Here is a 15,362-nt window from a genome sequence, read left to right as displayed (position 1 = left end):
TCCTTACGCCTTGGAGGCTAATTCTTCTATCGTGTGGAACTGGTTGGTGTAGATACAGATGTCGCCAGCAATCCCCAGAGATTTTTCGACGATATCACGCGCACCCAGCTCGGTGTTTTCCAGTAACGCACGCGCGGCAGCCTGTGCATAAGGACCGCCGGAACCAATCGCGATCAGATCGTTTTCAGGCTGCACGACATCGCCATTACCAGTAATGATCAGCGAGGCATTTTCGTCCGCGACGGCTAACAGGGCTTCCAGCTTGCGTAGCATACGGTCGGTACGCCAGTCTTTCGCCAGCTCGACGGCAGCTTTCACCAGATGACCCTGGTGCAATTCCAGCTTGCGCTCAAAAAGCTCAAAAAGGGTGAAGGCATCCGCCGTGCCGCCTGCGAAACCGGCGATGACGCGGTCATGGTAGAGGCGACGTACCTTACGCACGTTGCCTTTCATCACGGTGTTGCCCAGAGTGGCTTGTCCATCACCGCCAATGACCACCTGGCCGTTGCGGCGTACGCTTACAATTGTTGTCACGAGTCAGTCCCCGTTTGAAGAAAAAGATCCCCGCATGAGTCGGGGCACATTGCTGTTATAGATGGGGGAAAGCGTGGGGTTTTTCAACCCCCGCTGGCAAGAGGAATACAGTTTGATGCGCCCGCGCCCTTAAGACGTTGGATCATGCTATCTGCGGCAGCACGGTTGTTATAAGGCCCAAGCATAATACGGTTCCAGCCGCCGTTAGAGGTGATGCGGCTTTCGATACCGGCAAACGCCAGCTGTGCTCTTACCGACTCGGCAGGATCCATCGTTTTGAAGGAACCACACTGAATTGCCCAGCGCTGGGTTTTCTCGGCTTTTGGTGCTTCAGGCTGTTTGACCGGCTGTTGCTTCGGCGCTTCCTGTTTTGGTGCTTCTTGTCTTGGAATGTCTTGTCTTGGTACAGCAGGCGTCGTTTGCGTGATCGCAGGTGTCCGCGTGGTGGGCTGCGTCGTTACGACAGGCGGCTGCTGCATCGATTGGGTCGGTGGCTTAATCGTCACCTGAGAGCGTGGAACCTGCGTCTGGTCGTTATACGGCACTTCGGAAAGCTGTGTTGGCTGGCGACGCATATCAGACTGCATCTGTTCCAGCAGTTGGCGCTGTTCATCCGTCAACTGTACTGGCGACTGAATTTCGCCACCTGCGGAAGGCTCCGTTGGCGTCGTGACGCCCAACTGACGGTTTTCCAGTTCTTTGATGTAGCGCCAGCGTTCTTCCGGCTTGGGTGGCAGCCCGTTACCTTTACCCACATTCTGATGCGGCAGGACGGGTGAATCGTCGGGTTTATTATGGGCGATAAAGTACAGACCGCCCGCGAAGGTGACCAAAACGGCAACAGCGAGTGCGATCATCGTCTTGGACGCACCTGAAGCCTTGCCTTTTTTCCGGCTATTTGTCGTTTTCCGACGCGTTCCTGATGAACGTCCCCGGCTCACGTAGTCTCTTTGTGCCACTGTTGTTTCGCTGTGAATTGATAGATAAATAATATAATTAGGGGATCATGTTACTGAACCCTCAAATATTTGACCAGCACCTGAAGTCTTAAAGCCTGTTACGGGCGTAATTCGGCGCGGCGACGCTGTCGCGTATGACCAGCTCACTGGACAACAGACGCGAACCGCTTTGTACCGTGTTACCTTGCAACTGCTCTAAGAGTAGCAGCATTGCCTCGCGTCCGATCTGATAACGGGGCTGGGCGACAGAGGTCAGAGGAGGCCAGCTGTATTGTGCCTGTTCGATATCATCGAAACCGATAATGGAGAGATCTCGTGGGATGTCCAGCCCCATCTTTCTGGCCTGCGCCAGCACGCCCAGTGCCATGAGGTCGCTGTGACAGAAGACCGCACTGGGCGGCTGCGGATGCTGCATCAGCGCAATCAGGCCGTTAATCCCGGTTTCGTAGGTGAAATCGCCCCGAAAGATATACTGGTTATCGATCAGAATCCCGTTGCGGCGCAGGGCTTGAATGTACCCCTGCAAACGATATTGGCTCAGGTGCATATGCTCCGGGCCGGCAATGCAGGCGATGCGCTGATGACCTGCCTGATACAGATAATGTACGGCTTCAAAGGCGGCGGTCAGGTTATCGATATGCACGGTGGGCAGCGCCAGATCCGGCGAGAACTCATTCGCCATCACCATCGGCGGCAGATTACGCTGCTCTTCCTGGCCTGCGTCAAACGGCAGATTGGAACCGAGTAACAACATGCCGTCGATCTGCTTGGTAATAATCAGGTCGACGAAGGTTTTTTCTTTTTGATGTTGGTGAGCGCAATCGCCAATCAACACCAGATAGCCGTGTTCGGCTGCCGTTTCCTCGATCCCGCGAAATATTTCGGAGAAATAGGGATCGCAGATATCCGGGACGATCGTCAGGATCGTGCGCGATTCGTTACGCTTGAGATTCCTGTTGAGCGCGTGGGGCGAATAGCCAACGGCGATGACAGCCTGCTCGACCTTCCTACGGGTGGTCGCAGAGACTTTCTCTGGGTTCATTAACGTTCGGGATACGGTCGCGGTGGAAACGCCCGCCTCATCCGCCACGTCTTTCATCGTCGCCGTGGTGACGCCTTTCTTCTGCTTCAACGCTTTTCTCCTTGCGTCAGCGTTAACTGGCGCTGACTGTCAGCAGAACACCCCTGTCTACTGACTTTCTATGATTACGTGTAACGCTTTTCAGGGACGGTATGCCGATGGAACGGCGCTATACCTCAGTACACGACCTGACCTCAGTAAACGGTCTGGCCTCAGCATACGGCCTGCGCAGACAGTGATAACAGATTGAACGCAGGTTTTGTTGCTTAATTTGCACAGAAAGTGTGATGAATATCGTGTTCTCGACGCCGATCGCAAAAAATGCGTGGCAAGAAACCGAAATGATCTAACAGGAAGCGCTAACCGTCCGTGGGGTCGACATCCAACATCCATTTCACTTTACGCGCCTGCGGCAGCGTACCGATCAGCGTCAGCGACGTTCTGACCAGTTTCTGCAAGAGCGCTCTGGAGGGGTGCTGTAGTAAAAGCTGCCAGCGGAAGCGCCCCGCGCGTTTGGGTTGTAAAGCAGGTACCGGGCCCAGTAGCCAGAGTGATTCATCTCGCAATGGGCTCGCCTCCAGCAAATTACGCAATTGCTGGAGGAATAAGGCGGCCTGCTGATTATCGTGATCGTCAGCGCGGAAGAGGATATGGCTGGTAAACGGCGGCAGAAAGACGCTTTTTCGTTCGGTAAGCGCCTGACTGGCAAAGGCATCGTAGCCCTGTTGCAGCAGCGTTTGTAATAGCGGATGTTCCGGGTGGTGAGTTTGCAGCGCCACTTCGCCTGCCTTGCCCGCACGCCCTGCGCGACCTGCCACCTGAGTATAGAGCTGGGCAAAACGTTCGGCTGCACGGAAGTCGGCAGAGAACAGCGAACCGTCAACGTCCAGTAAGGCAACCAGCGTTACGTCAGGGAAATGATGCCCTTTCGCCAACATTTGTGTGCCGATGAGAAGACGTGCGCCGCCCTGCCTGACCTGCGAGAGCTGCTGCTCAAGCGCCCCTTTACGGCTGGTGGTATCACGGTCGATGCGGGTGATCGGGACATCTGGAAAGATCGGCGCAAGGCTTTGTTCCAACTGCTCGGTTCCCAGACCGACGGGCACCATATTGGTCGAGCCGCAGCCGGGGCACTGTTGTGGAACCGGACGCTGACTGTCGCAGTGGTGGCAGCGCAACATCTTCTGATGCTGGTGGTAGGTATAGTAGTGATCGCAGCGCTGACACTCTGCAATCCAGCCACACTCGTGGCACATCACCACGGGGGCGAACCCGCGCCGATTGAGGAACAAGATAACCTGATTATCGTTCGTCAGATGGTGGCGGATACGGGTAATCAACGGCTGGGATAACCCGGCCGTCAGCGGCAACCCTTTCAGATCGATGACGTGCTGTTTGGCTAGCGCGGCATTGCCCGCTCTTTTGGTCAGATTCAAGCGTCGATATTTGCCAATCTGGACGTTATACAGCGTTTCCAGCGCGGGTGTTGCCGTCCCCATGACGATGGGAATGTCTTCTTCTCTGGCGCGGAAGACCGCCAAATCACGGGCGTGATAGCGCCAGCCTTCCTGCTGTTTGTAGGAACTGTCGTGTTCTTCATCGATCACAATCAGCCCCAAACGGGCAAAGGGAGTAAATAACGCTGACCGCGTTCCGATGACGATAGCCGCTTCACCGCTGCGTGCGCGTAGCCAGACGGCAAGGCGCTCGCTGTCGTTGAGTGCCGAGTGCAACACATCCACCGGAGCGTTAAATCGTTCGCGAAAGCGGGCGATCGTTTGCGGCGTCAGGCCAATTTCCGGCACTAATACCAGCGCTTGCTTGCCTTGCGCCAGTACGTTTTCCAGCACGCTGAGATAGACTTCGGTTTTGCCCGAACCGGTGATGCCTGCGAGCAGCCAGGCGGCAAAGTGGTTATCTTCGCTGCGGATCGCGCCGACAGCAGTGGCCTGTTCAGTATTCAGGCGCAGGCGGTCGGTTGCCATGCTAAAGCTTTGACGCCAGTCGTGAAGCGTTTGCTCTGCGGCCTGTAATTCGCACAGCCCTTTGCTACGCAGCGCCTGCAATGCAGTCTCCGTCAGCCCGATTTCGCTTACCTGATGGCGATAAAGCGGCGACTGAAGTAAGGCCGCCAGCGCCTGCTGCTGTTTTGCGGCACGTTTGAGCGTGCTGAGCGGTGTCGCTCGGCCTTGTTCGGTGGCAAACCACTGCCAGAGCGGCGCGCGGTGTGCGGGTTTCCCCTGACGCAGTAGTATCGGCAGCGCGTGGAACAGCACTTCGCCAATCGGGTAGTGATAGTACTCGACTGCCCACAGCAAAATACGCCACAGGCTGGGCGGGAACAGCGGCTGTTCGTCCAGCACGTCATGCACGGGTTTTAATTGCTCAAGCGGAAGTTCGCTGGTGTCGCTCAGCGCGGTAATAATGCCGATCGCTTTACGGTGACCAAAGGAGACGCTGACGCGTGCGCCGACCTGAGGAGCGATGCCTCCTGCGGGTAGCAAATAATCGAATGTACGTGCCAATGGCACGGGCAAAGCGACCTGAGCGACAGACATAACCTCTCCGTGATAGTCGACGTGATTTGCGTGGCGATCAATGACATAACCGAGCGGTTTGTATCATGTGCGACGCAGGCAGAAAATAAGGCAAGGCGCTAGTGTACATGCTGCGAGGGATAATGTGTGGATGCGATTGCATCGGGGTAGCGGATTCTGTATGATCCGCCGCCATTATGCCATTTGCATAATGAAACTTACTTATACAACTTTCGTGTGGTGTCTGGCGGAACAGGGCTGGATAGCGACACGGCCTTAACTGAGGTTTCCCCATGAAAAAAGGTATTCACCCGAATTATTCTGCAGTTACTGTAACTTGCTCTTGCGGTAACGTGATTAAAACCCATTCTACTGTGGGCCGTGACCTGAACCTGGACGTTTGTGGCGAATGCCACCCGTTCTACACTGGCAAACAACGTGATGTTGCAACCGGTGGCCGTGTTGACCGCTTCAACAAGCGTTTCTCCGTTCCAGGCGCTAAAAAATAAGTTTTACTGGCCAATTGGCACAGTAACTTTCTGCAAAGGCACCGAATGGTGCCTTTGTTGTTTCTGGCGTATCAGTGTCCCTGCTGGCGTTTTACCAGCATCCCCAGAACGAAGATGCCGCCCAATCCCGCTGTAATAATCCCGATGGGTAATTCCTGGGGGGCCAGCAACTGTCGGCTGAGCCAGTCGCCGCCGCACAACAGTATCGCGCCCAGTATGGCGGTCAGTGGCAGCAACTTCTTGTGCAGTACGCCGCTCAACGGGCGAGCCAGATGGGGAATCATCAGGCCGATAAAACCGATCACGCCGGTCAGCGCGACTAACAGTGACGTGGCGAACGCGCAGCAGATAAAAATTTCCACCCGTACACGGGACAGATTAACGCCCATTGAGGCCGCTGTTTGTCCGCCCGCCAGCAGAGCATCGAGCGCACGCCAGCGCAGGGCGGTGAGGCCGAATAGCAGCAGGATGCTGAACACCGCGAACGGTAATGTATCCCAGCGGGCAAGACCCAGCCCGCCCAGTGACCAGAAAAGAATCGAGCTGGCTGCCCGCTGATCGCCGGAAAACACCAGATAGTTCGTCAGAGCGCCGAACAGAAATGAGATTGCCAATCCGCAGATGATCAGTCGCTCTGCACCCCGCGCCTGTTGCAGCAGGAACAACACCGTCACGGCGACGGCCGATAAAATGCCGCCACAGAAGGCCGCCATCGGCAGCGCCCAGTCACCGAGTTGCTCGCCAAAGCGGGTGATGACGGCGACCGCACCTGCCGAGGCACCCGCAGACAGGCCGAATAGAAAAGGGTCGGCCAGATCGTTGCGGGTTGCCGTTTGCAAAAAGGCACCGACCATCGCTAAACCCGCACCGCACAACGCTGCCAGCAGGCTACGGGGAATGCGCAGCTCCAGAATGATGCGTGACGTCATCGGCGAAACGTCTGCCGACGATAGCCCCAATACGCTGGCGACCTGCGTAAGGGGAATCGTCGTGCTGCCTGTCGCAATATTTAACAGCATCAGCCCAACCAATATCAGCAGCACGATAACGACGGTAGCGGCATAACGTGAAGACGTTGGGTTCACTTAAAGGCATCCGGGTAGAGTGCGCGTGCCAGTTTATCAATAGCGGCGATATTCGCGGGTCCCGGCGTAAGTTCTGCATATTGCAGTTTCAGATAGCGATGCTGCTGTACGGCTGGGGTAAATTTCATTAGCGGATGTGATTCCAGAAAGCGCCTTAACGCATCCGCCCCGTTGCCCGTCTGGTAATCCAGTAAAATAATAAAGTCGGGCTCGCGGGCCGCCACGCTTTCCCACGAGGTGGAAGCCCAGCTCGTTTCCATATCGTCCATTACGTTCTTACCGCCAGCCGCTTCAATGATGGCGGTTGGCATGGCGAATTTCCCGCTGGTAAAGGGCTTATCGTCGCCAGAGTCATACAGAAAAACCTTCTGCTTTGGCTGATTGCCAATATGGGTTTGCAGTTCGGCAATATGCTGTTTCCAGCCATCAATCTGTTCCTGAGCCTGTTCCTGCTTACCGAAAATTTTCCCCAGTTTCAGCATGTCGCCATAGAGCAGATCCATGCTGGCACGTGGACGCTGTTGCTGTTGATCGGTGAACACGCAGCTTTCGCTGAGTACCAGCGTCTGAATGCCGTATTTTTTCAGCGATTGCGGGGTGACTTCACCGCCCACTTTCATGCCGTAGTTCCACCCAGCAAAGAAGAAATCCGGGTGTACGGCCAGCAGGTTTTCTAACGTCGGGTATTTCGCTGCCAGTTCAGGGATCGTGCCCTGCTGCTTGATAAAGTCTGGGGGCGCCTTATACCAGCCGGTGATCCCAGTCAGCCCGACGATATTCTTTTGCAGCCCAAGCGCAAATGCCATTTCCGTCATGTTCAGGTCATGAATAACGGCTCGCTGCGGCGGTTGGGTGAAGGTTAGCGGTTGCCCACAGCTGTCGACCGTGACCGGAAAACCAGAGGCGTGCGCCCAGCACGACGTCAATGCCAGCAGTCCAGACAGAAGCGCTATTTTCATCATGGTTCCTTAGTGCAGTTCAGGGGCTTCAAAGATGCGAATGGGCGAGCCGTTTAGCGGATGTGGCACCGTAAAGCTTTCCATCCCAAATACGGATTTCACACAATCGGCGCTCAGCGCGTGTGCGGGCGTTCCCCAGCGGAGTAGCGTTCCCTGCTGCAAAACGGCGACGCGGTCGGCAAAAGGGGTTATCAGTGGCAGATCGTGCAGCACCGCCAGCGTTGAAATACCGCGTTTCCGCACGAGAGACAGCAACTGCGCACGCGCTAACGGATCGAGATGGTTAGTCGGTTCATCCAGCAGCAGGAGTTGCGGCGTTTGTGCGAAAGCACGCGCCAGTGCCGCACGTTGACGTTCCCCGCCGGAGAGCGTGCCCAGCAGGCGGTGGCGCAGCGGTAATAAGCCAGTATCGTCCAGCGCTTCTTCGATGAGCTGGCGATCCTGCGCAGGTGTGCTGAATCCGTGGTGTGGAATTCGTCCTAAGGCGACGTATTCCGCGACCCGCAAGCGCAGATCCGGTGCATCGTTCTGCGCCAGAATTGCGATGCGTTTTGCTCGCTCATGGCGGCTGAGTGTGTTCAACGGCTGGCCGTTCAACTGGATGTACCCCGTTGTCGCGCCGAGTTCGCTGGTTAACACGCGTAACAGCGTGGACTTGCCGCTGCCGTTGGGCCCAACCAGCGCCAAACGCTCTCCAGCCTGCATGGACAGCGAAATATCACTGAGCCTCGGCGTGCGATTGGCATCGGCAACGGAAACATGGTGAAGCTGTAGCAGCACGGGTTTAGTGGAGAGAAGCTCTGTCATGATGCGGGCATATCACCGTCATACGTTAAAAATGATATGTTATAACATAACAAATTAAATGCAATCCCGATTCACAACGTGAGCGGAAAGAAAGGAAGAAGCGCGAGCGGCGGAGGTTAAGGTTAATGAGGAGTGATGTGTTGAGCGGAATGCACTACATAGCAAAACCCCGCCAGAGGAGGCGGGGTTAGCAAGAAAATCGATAGTGCAAACGCGATCAGTATTCCCACGTATCTGGGTCGATACCCATTTCACGCATGATGATTTTCGCGGCTTCAGGAATTTCATCGCTGCGTTCTTTACGCAGGTCTTCGTCATTCGGTAACGGTTGTCCCGTGAACGCGTGCAGAAATGCCTCGCACAGCAGCTCGCTGTTGGTGGCATGGCGCAGGTTGTTCACCTGACGACGCGTGCGTTCGTCAGTCAGTATCTTTAATACTTTCAGTGGGATAGATACTGTTATCTTCTTGACTTGCTCGCTTTTTTTACCGTGTTCAGCGTAAGGGCTGACATACTCGCCGTTCCACTCAGCCATGGGATACCTTAAAAATTAATCTAATGAAGACAGCATCTGTCATGAAATGCCACAATTCTAGCGGTTATTATGCTTATGCTCAATCTATACGCAAAGAAGTTTAGATGTCTAGATGTGTTGACGTCTATTAAAACTGCGTTTACTCTTAAGTTCCTATCTTTTCAGCCTCCAGCCAGGAAATGAGCCGATGACGCGTAAACAGGCAACGATCGCAGTCCGCAGTGGGTTAAATGATGATGAGCAGTATGGCTGCGTCGTCCCACCCATTCACCTTTCCAGCACGTATAACTTTACCGGATTCAACCAGCCACGCGTACACGACTATTCGCGTCGCGGTAACCCCACGCGTGATGTCGTGCAGCGTGCGCTTGCCGAACTGGAAGGTGGTGCAGGTGCGGTAATGACGAGCAGCGGAATGTCGGCGATTATGCTGGTTTGCACGGTATTCCTGCGTCCCGGCGATCTGCTGGTGGCACCGCATGATTGCTACGGTGGCAGTTATCGTCTGTTTGACAGTCTGAGCAAGCGCGGCGCGTTTCGCGTCAAATTTGTCGATCAAAGTGATACCGATGCGCTCAATGCTGCGCTGGCAGAAAAGCCGAAGCTGGTGCTGGTGGAAAGCCCGAGCAATCCGCTGCTGCGCGTCGTGGATATTGCCGCAATTTGTCAGGCCGCGCGGGAAGCAGGCGCGGTTAGCGTGGTGGATAACACCTTCCTGAGCCCGGCGTTGCAGAAGCCGCTGGAGCTGGGCGCCGATCTGGTGGTGCATTCGTGTACCAAGTACCTGAATGGTCACTCTGACGTAGTGGCAGGTGCAGTGATCGCCAAAGATGCCGATACCATTACTGAACTGGCCTGGTGGGCGAACAATATCGGCGTCACAGGCGCGGCGTTTGACAGCTATCTGTTGCTACGTGGCCTGCGTACCTTATCGCCACGTATGGCAGCCGCGCAGCGTAATGCGCAACAAGTGGTTGAGTTCTTACAGACGCAGCCGTTGGTGAAGGCGCTGTACCATCCTTCACTGCCGAATAATCCCGGCCATGATATTGCCCGCCGTCAACAATCCGGCTTTGGCGCTATGCTAAGTTTTGAGCTGGATGGAGATGAAGACACACTGCGCCGTTTTCTGGCGTCGCTGGAGCTGTTCACCCTGGCTGAATCGCTGGGTGGCGTTGAAAGCCTCATCTCTCATGCGGCAACGATGACGCATGCTGGCATGGCACCAGAAGCGCGTGCCGCAGCGGGTATCTCTGAAACATTACTGCGTATTTCCACCGGCATTGAAGACGGCGATGATCTGGTTGCCGATCTGGATCGTGCGTTTCAAGCCGCTGCCAAGAGGTAAGAATGAGTGCATTAGGAGTAGCGCCATCGGTAACGGGCCGACAGCTGCATAAGTTTGGCGGTAGCAGTCTGGCCGATGTCAAGTGTTACCTGCGCGTAGCCGGTATTATGGCGGAGTATAGCCACCCCGGTGATTTGATGGTGGTGTCTGCCGCAGGCAGTACTACAAACCAGCTGATTAGCTGGTTGAAACTGAGCCAGAGCGATCGCCTGTCGGCACATCAGGTTCAGCAGGCATTACGCCGCTACCATAGTGAACTGATTGCCGGGCTTCTGCCTGCGCAAGAGGCAGAGGCGCTGACCGCCCAGTTTATTCGCGATCTGGAGCGTTTGGCTGCGCTGCTGGATGGCAAGATTACGGATGCTGTCTACGCCGAAGTGGTCGGGCACGGTGAAATCTGGTCGGCTCGCCTGATGTCTGCCGTGTTGAATCATCTGGATATGAATGCAGCGTGGCTGGATGCGCGTGATTTTCTCTGTGCGGAGCGTGCCGCGCAGCCACAGGTGGATGAAGGCCGTTCCTGGCCGCTGTTGCAGCAATATCTGACGCAACACGCAGGGCAGCGTTTAGTGGTAACGGGTTTTATCAGCCGCAATGACGCGGGTGAAACGGTGCTGCTGGGGCGCAACGGGAGTGACTATTCCGCCACACAAATTGGTGCGTTGGCGGGCGTTGAGCGCGTGACCATCTGGAGCGACGTCGCTGGGGTGTATAGCGCTGATCCGCGCAAAGTGAAAGATGCCTGCCTGCTGCCGCTGCTGCGTTTGGATGAAGCCAGTGAACTGGCACGTCTGGCAGCACCGGTATTACATACGCGTACCTTACAGCCTGTTTCCGGTAGCGATATCGATTTGCAACTGCGTTGCAGCTATCAGCCTGAGCAGGGGTCGACGCGTATTGAACGCGTGCTGGCCTCGGGTACGGGTGCCAAAATTGTCACCAGCCACGACGATGTCTGCCTGATTGAAGTTCAGGTTCCTTCCGAACACGATTTCGCGCTGCTGCAAAAAGAAGTCGAACAGCTTCTGAACCGTGCGCAACTGAAACCGCTGGCGATCGGTGTTCATCAGGATCGTAACCTGCTGCAACTGTGCTACACCTCCGAAGTGGTGGATAGCGCATTACAACTGCTGGCACAGGCTGCGTTGCCCGTTGAGCTCAACCAGCGTGACGGGCTGGCGATGGTGGCGATGGTCGGTGCAGGCGTGGGTAAAAATCCGCTGCACAGCCACCGTTTCTATCAGCAGTTGAAAGATCAGCCGATTGAATTTGTCCGCCAGGCCGATGATGGCATCAGTCTGGTTGCGGTGCTGCGCGTTGGTCCGACGGAGCATTTGATTCGTGGGTTGCACCATTCGCTGTTCCGGGCAGAAAAACGTATTGGGTTAGTGCTGTTTGGCAAAGGGAATATTGGTTCACGCTGGCTGGAGCTGTTTGCGCGTGAGCAGAGCAATCTGTCTGCACGTACCGGCTTTGAATTTGTACTGGCCGGTGTGGTGGACAGTACGCGCAGCCTGTTGAACTATGACGGACTGGATGCCAGCCGTGCGTTGGCTTTCTTCGAAAGTGAAGCGCAAGAACGGGATGGCGAAGATCTGTTCCTGTGGATGCGTTCACATCCCTTCGATGATTTGGTGGTGCTGGACGTCACCGCCAGTGAATCGGTCGCCGATCTGTATCTGGATTTCGCCAGCTATGGTTTCCACGTCATCAGCGCCAATAAACTGGCGGGTGCATCAGGCGGCAATAACTATCGCCAGATCCGTGACGCGTTCGCGAAAACGGATCGTCACTGGTTGTATAACGCGACCGTCGGCGCAGGGTTGCCAGTCAACTTTGCGGTACGCGATCTGCGGGAAAGTGGCGACAGTATTCTGGCGATTAGCGGGATTTTCTCCGGTACGCTTTCCTGGCTGTTCTTGCAGTTTGACGGCACCGTGCCGTTCACCGAACTGGTCGATCAGGCTTGCCAACAGGGGCTGACTGAGCCGGATCCGCGTGTTGACCTTTCCGGTCAGGACGTCATGCGTAAGCTGGTGATTCTGGCGCGTGAGGCTGGCTATGATATCGAACCGAGTCAGGTTCGGGTTGAGTCGCTGGTGCCGCCGGGCTGTGAACAGGGATCTGTCGATTACTTCTTCGAGAACGGCGATTCGCTGAACGAACAGATGCTGCAACGTCTGGAAGCCGCACAGGAAATGGGCTTGGTTCTGCGTCACGTCGCACGCTTTGACAGCAACGGTAAAGCGCGCGTGGGCGTTGAAGCGGTTCGCCCCGATCATCCGCTGGCCTCGCTGCTGCCGGGTGATAATGTGTTTGCAATTGAAAGCCGCTGGTATCGGGATAACCCGCTGGTTATCCGTGGGCCGGGCGCGGGGCGCGATGTCACGGCGGGTGCGCTTCAATCTGACCTAAACCGTTTGGCGCAGCTGTTGTAGAACCTGTTGTAAGCGCAACACACCGTTGGCCATCTCCGCGTATGGGGAGATGGCCAATACTCAAGAGACTCCCTTCTCGCTAAAACGTTTTCGCTGCTATTTTCCCCGTAATTCTTGTCATTGAAATGTCACGGTGGCAACACGTCACTGACACGATGTCACCGCACAATCAGCGCATTGTTTGCTTATCGTGGAATGCACAGCTGTGCAAAAAACAACTTCCTCTGCGGCAGCCCCGCACATTGTCATCGACCATCTACATGTTGGATACGGCACGACCGCCGTATTGAACGATATCCATCTGGAGATTGCGCAGGGAGAATTCGTTGCGTTGCTCGGTTCGTCAGGGTGCGGTAAGACGACGTTACTGCGTACGGTTGCTGGCTTCTCGTCACCACGAGCGGGGGCGATTCGCGTTAACGGGCAGGATATGACGCAAGCGCCGCCAGAGAAGCGTGGAATGGCGCTGGTGTTTCAGAGCTATGCGCTGTGGCCGCACATGACGGTGGCACAGCATATTGCTTACGGACTGCGCTTGCGCCGCGTCCCACGTGCGGAAATTGCCAGCCGTGTAGCGGAGCTGGAAACGATGCTGGGTTTAACGGGCCTGAGCGCTCGTAAACCTGCGGAACTGTCTGGTGGACAGCGGCAGCGCGTCGCCTTGGGCCGTGCGCTGGCGGTACGGCCCGATATTCTGCTGCTGGACGAACCGCTCTCCAATCTGGATACCCGTATTCGCCTACAGTTGCGTGATGAGATTCGTGCGCTGCAACAGCGGCTGGGGCTGACTGCGATCCACGTGACGCACGATCGGGAAGAAGCGATGGTGATGGCGGATCGCATCGTGATTTTGAATCAGGGTCGCATCATGCAGGCGGGTCGCCCGCAAGAGGTGTACCACCACCCGGCCAGCCCGTTTGTCGCGGCGTTTATGGGGGCGGAAAATCGGCTGGTGCTGGAAGCGCGTTATGACGGCGATACGCTGATGATTCCCGGTGATGCCGAGAGCCATTCGCTGGTCCCTGAGAATACGTCGCTACCGCCCGGCCCGATAGAAGCGCGCTTTCGTGCGGAAGCCGCTCGTCTTTACGATCCGGCAGATGTCCCGCTCATCCAGCCCGGCATGTTGATGCGCTACGGCACAGTACAAGCACAGAGCTACCCCGGCGGATACTGGCAGCATACGATTTCCAGCGGTACCTGGCGGATACAGGTTCATGCGTCGCAACCCTATGCCATCGGGCAACGGGTTGCCGTGCAGATCCCTGCCGAGGCGCTGTTTCTTTTCCCGCTGGCAGAAGAGGCTATGCCTTTGACGGCGGTACCGGATACCACTTCACGTTATTCCTCGCTTCCCGGCCTGACGGCCTGATCCTGAATTGGAGACAAATGATATGAAACGCATTTTTGCTGCAACGCTGATGATGAGTACGCCGCTGGCGGCGGTACAGGCACAGGAATTAACGGTGTTGACGGCGGGCGACCAGAACATGGTCGATTATGTGAATGAATACTTAGGGCCGCTGTTTGAGAAGCAGCATCCCGGCGTAAAAGTACGCGCCGTCGGTACTGGGCCTGGTGATGCGGGGTCGCAGAAGATTCTTGAGCGTTTCAATGCGCAACAGGCCGCCGGTGCCAAAGTCTGGGACACCGATGTGGCGGTTGTGCATGAGAAGTTTGTCGGTCCGATGGTGCAAAAGGGTGATCTGCTGAAATATCGCGATGATATCACCAGCGGCAAGCTGGTCAGCATGGCTGCTGCGGATAAAGCCATGGGCACAGACGTAAAAGGCTATGTCATGCCGATGTTCAGTAGCCAGACGGCGCTGGCCTATAACCCCAGCATGGTAGCGAATCCGCCTAAAAGCTATGACGAAATCCAACAGTGGGCCGCCGCGAATCCGAAGATGTTCGGCTACAACGGCATTAAAGGCGGCGCATCGGGTGTGAGCTTCGTCATGGGCTGGATTTACGCTTACGGCGGCGATGCCCAGAAGCTGATGAACGGACCGTTTGATGAGGCGGAAGCGAAGAAATGGCAACCCGCGTTTGAACGCCTGAAAACCTTTAACAAGAACGTGACGCTGACGCCGGGCAACGCTGGCACGCTCGACATGCTGAGCCGCGGTGAAATCGCGATGGGGCCGGTGTGGGTCGACATGTTCTATTCCTGGAAAGCGAGTGGACAACTGCCGGACAATTTCAAGTTGCTGCTTCCTGCGCCCGGTATGCCGGGGCAGCCGATGCACTATGTCATCCCCGCGCAGGCACCGAACCGCGAATTGGCTAAACAGTTTGTCGAACTGGCAACCAGTGCCAAAGTGCAGGCCGAAGGGATTGTTGAACGCTTTAACTGGTATCCGGGGATCGATGCCAAGTACGTTCAGGCTGAGCTGAAGCCCGCCGTATGGCAACGCCTGTTCACGGATGTGACGCCTGATGAGCTGGCGAGCAAAGGGAAGACATTCCCTATCGCGCCTTATCACACCGCGATTTTAAACGCCTATGAGCAGGCGATGGCAAAATAGTGCCGCTGGCTTAGATACCCCTTAGCATCACATGCGCTCTGG

General features: G+C 56.0%; 13 protein-coding genes. 5 read left to right on the top strand and 8 right to left on the bottom strand.

Going from position 1 to position 15,362, the window contains the following annotated elements; translation table 11 throughout:
* Nucleotides 1–3: 3 nt before the first annotated feature.
* From hslV to priA, 4 genes are all read right to left on the bottom strand, one after another.
* Nucleotides 4–534 (bottom strand): ATP-dependent protease subunit HslV, encoded by a 531-nt coding sequence (hslV, locus tag BUB06_RS14535; protein ID WP_005973334.1) that lies wholly within the window; start codon nucleotides 532–534, stop codon nucleotides 4–6.
* Nucleotides 535–617: 83 nt separating this feature from the next.
* Complete coding sequence (ftsN, locus tag BUB06_RS14530; protein ID WP_072013034.1) at nucleotides 618–1,493, bottom strand: cell division protein FtsN; 876 nt, start codon at nucleotides 1,491–1,493, stop codon at nucleotides 618–620.
* Between the two features lie 88 nt (nucleotides 1,494–1,581).
* On the bottom strand, nucleotides 1,582–2,625 hold the full coding sequence (gene cytR / locus BUB06_RS14525; protein WP_010281514.1) for a DNA-binding transcriptional regulator CytR: 1,044 nt from the start codon (nucleotides 2,623–2,625) through the stop codon (nucleotides 1,582–1,584).
* Between the two features lie 308 nt (nucleotides 2,626–2,933).
* Nucleotides 2,934–5,132, bottom strand: a complete 2,199-nt coding sequence (gene priA / locus BUB06_RS14520) for a primosomal protein N' (protein WP_039474910.1) — start codon at nucleotides 5,130–5,132, stop codon at nucleotides 2,934–2,936.
* Between the two features lie 272 nt (nucleotides 5,133–5,404).
* On the opposite strand from priA, the gene rpmE reads away from it, so the two are divergent.
* Nucleotides 5,405–5,620, top strand: a complete 216-nt coding sequence (gene rpmE, locus BUB06_RS14515) for a 50S ribosomal protein L31 (RefSeq protein ID WP_010281510.1) — start codon at nucleotides 5,405–5,407, stop codon at nucleotides 5,618–5,620.
* A 71-nt stretch (nucleotides 5,621–5,691) separates the two neighbouring features.
* Here the strand turns inward: rpmE and BUB06_RS14510 are convergent, their stop codons facing one another.
* The 4 genes from BUB06_RS14510 to metJ form a co-directional block, all read right to left on the bottom strand.
* Nucleotides 5,692–6,705 carry a FecCD family ABC transporter permease gene (locus BUB06_RS14510; protein WP_039474913.1) on the bottom strand — a complete coding sequence of 338 codons (1,014 nt, stop codon included), beginning with the start codon at nucleotides 6,703–6,705 and terminating at the stop codon, nucleotides 5,692–5,694.
* Nucleotides 6,702–7,664: an ABC transporter substrate-binding protein gene (locus BUB06_RS14505; protein WP_039474916.1), complete on the bottom strand. Its 963-nt coding sequence runs from the start codon at nucleotides 7,662–7,664 to the stop codon at nucleotides 6,702–6,704. Before BUB06_RS14505 ends, BUB06_RS14510 begins: the two co-directional genes overlap by 4 nt.
* 9 nt (nucleotides 7,665–7,673) lie before the next feature.
* Nucleotides 7,674–8,471 carry an ABC transporter ATP-binding protein gene (locus tag BUB06_RS14500; protein WP_010299273.1) on the bottom strand — a complete coding sequence of 266 codons (798 nt, stop codon included), beginning with the start codon at nucleotides 8,469–8,471 and terminating at the stop codon, nucleotides 7,674–7,676.
* Between the two features lie 217 nt (nucleotides 8,472–8,688).
* Complete coding sequence (gene metJ / locus BUB06_RS14495) at nucleotides 8,689–9,006, bottom strand: met regulon transcriptional regulator MetJ (protein ID WP_005973355.1); 318 nt, start codon at nucleotides 9,004–9,006, stop codon at nucleotides 8,689–8,691.
* A gap of 187 nt (nucleotides 9,007–9,193) precedes the next feature.
* On the opposite strand from metJ, the gene metB reads away from it, so the two are divergent.
* The 4 genes from metB to BUB06_RS14475 all read left to right on the top strand — a co-directional run bounded on the left by metB (nucleotide 9,194) and on the right by BUB06_RS14475 (nucleotide 15,320).
* Nucleotides 9,194–10,354 (top strand): cystathionine gamma-synthase, encoded by a 1,161-nt coding sequence (metB, locus tag BUB06_RS14490; protein ID WP_010299271.1) that lies wholly within the window; start codon nucleotides 9,194–9,196, stop codon nucleotides 10,352–10,354.
* 2 nt (nucleotides 10,355–10,356) lie between these two features.
* Nucleotides 10,357–12,792, top strand: coding sequence for a bifunctional aspartate kinase/homoserine dehydrogenase II (locus tag BUB06_RS14485; protein WP_010299265.1), 2,436 nt, complete (start codon nucleotides 10,357–10,359; stop codon nucleotides 12,790–12,792).
* 205 nt (nucleotides 12,793–12,997) lie between these two features.
* Complete coding sequence (locus BUB06_RS14480) at nucleotides 12,998–14,164, top strand: ABC transporter ATP-binding protein (protein ID WP_039474920.1); 1,167 nt, start codon at nucleotides 12,998–13,000, stop codon at nucleotides 14,162–14,164.
* A gap of 22 nt (nucleotides 14,165–14,186) precedes the next feature.
* Entirely contained in the window at nucleotides 14,187–15,320 is a 1,134-nt protein-coding gene (locus BUB06_RS14475; RefSeq protein ID WP_039474922.1) for an extracellular solute-binding protein, read from the top strand.
* Nucleotides 15,321–15,362: the final 42 nt, after the last annotated feature.

The sequence above is a fragment of the Pectobacterium carotovorum genome, from assembly GCF_900129615.1.
Taxonomy (GTDB): Bacteria; Pseudomonadota; Gammaproteobacteria; order Enterobacterales; family Enterobacteriaceae; genus Pectobacterium; species Pectobacterium carotovorum.
The sequence above is the reverse complement of the archived record's forward strand: the minus strand, read 5'-3'. Positions and strand labels throughout refer to the sequence as shown.

Coding starts and splice junctions, on each gene's coding strand:
- metJ (WP_005973355.1), bottom strand. CDS start 9,006: ATGGCTGAGTGGAACGGCGAGTATGTCAGCCCTTACGCTGAACACGGT.
- BUB06_RS14505 (WP_039474916.1), bottom strand. CDS start 7,664: ATGAAAATAGCGCTTCTGTCTGGACTGCTGGCATTGACGTCGTGCTGG.
- metB (WP_010299271.1), top strand. CDS start 9,194: ATGACGCGTAAACAGGCAACGATCGCAGTCCGCAGTGGGTTAAATGAT.
- BUB06_RS14485 (WP_010299265.1), top strand. CDS start 10,357: ATGAGTGCATTAGGAGTAGCGCCATCGGTAACGGGCCGACAGCTGCAT.
- BUB06_RS14475 (WP_039474922.1), top strand. CDS start 14,187: ATGAAACGCATTTTTGCTGCAACGCTGATGATGAGTACGCCGCTGGCG.
- rpmE (WP_010281510.1), top strand. CDS start 5,405: ATGAAAAAAGGTATTCACCCGAATTATTCTGCAGTTACTGTAACTTGC.
- priA (WP_039474910.1), bottom strand. CDS start 5,132: ATGTCTGTCGCTCAGGTCGCTTTGCCCGTGCCATTGGCACGTACATTC.
- BUB06_RS14500 (WP_010299273.1), bottom strand. CDS start 8,471: ATGACAGAGCTTCTCTCCACTAAACCCGTGCTGCTACAGCTTCACCAT.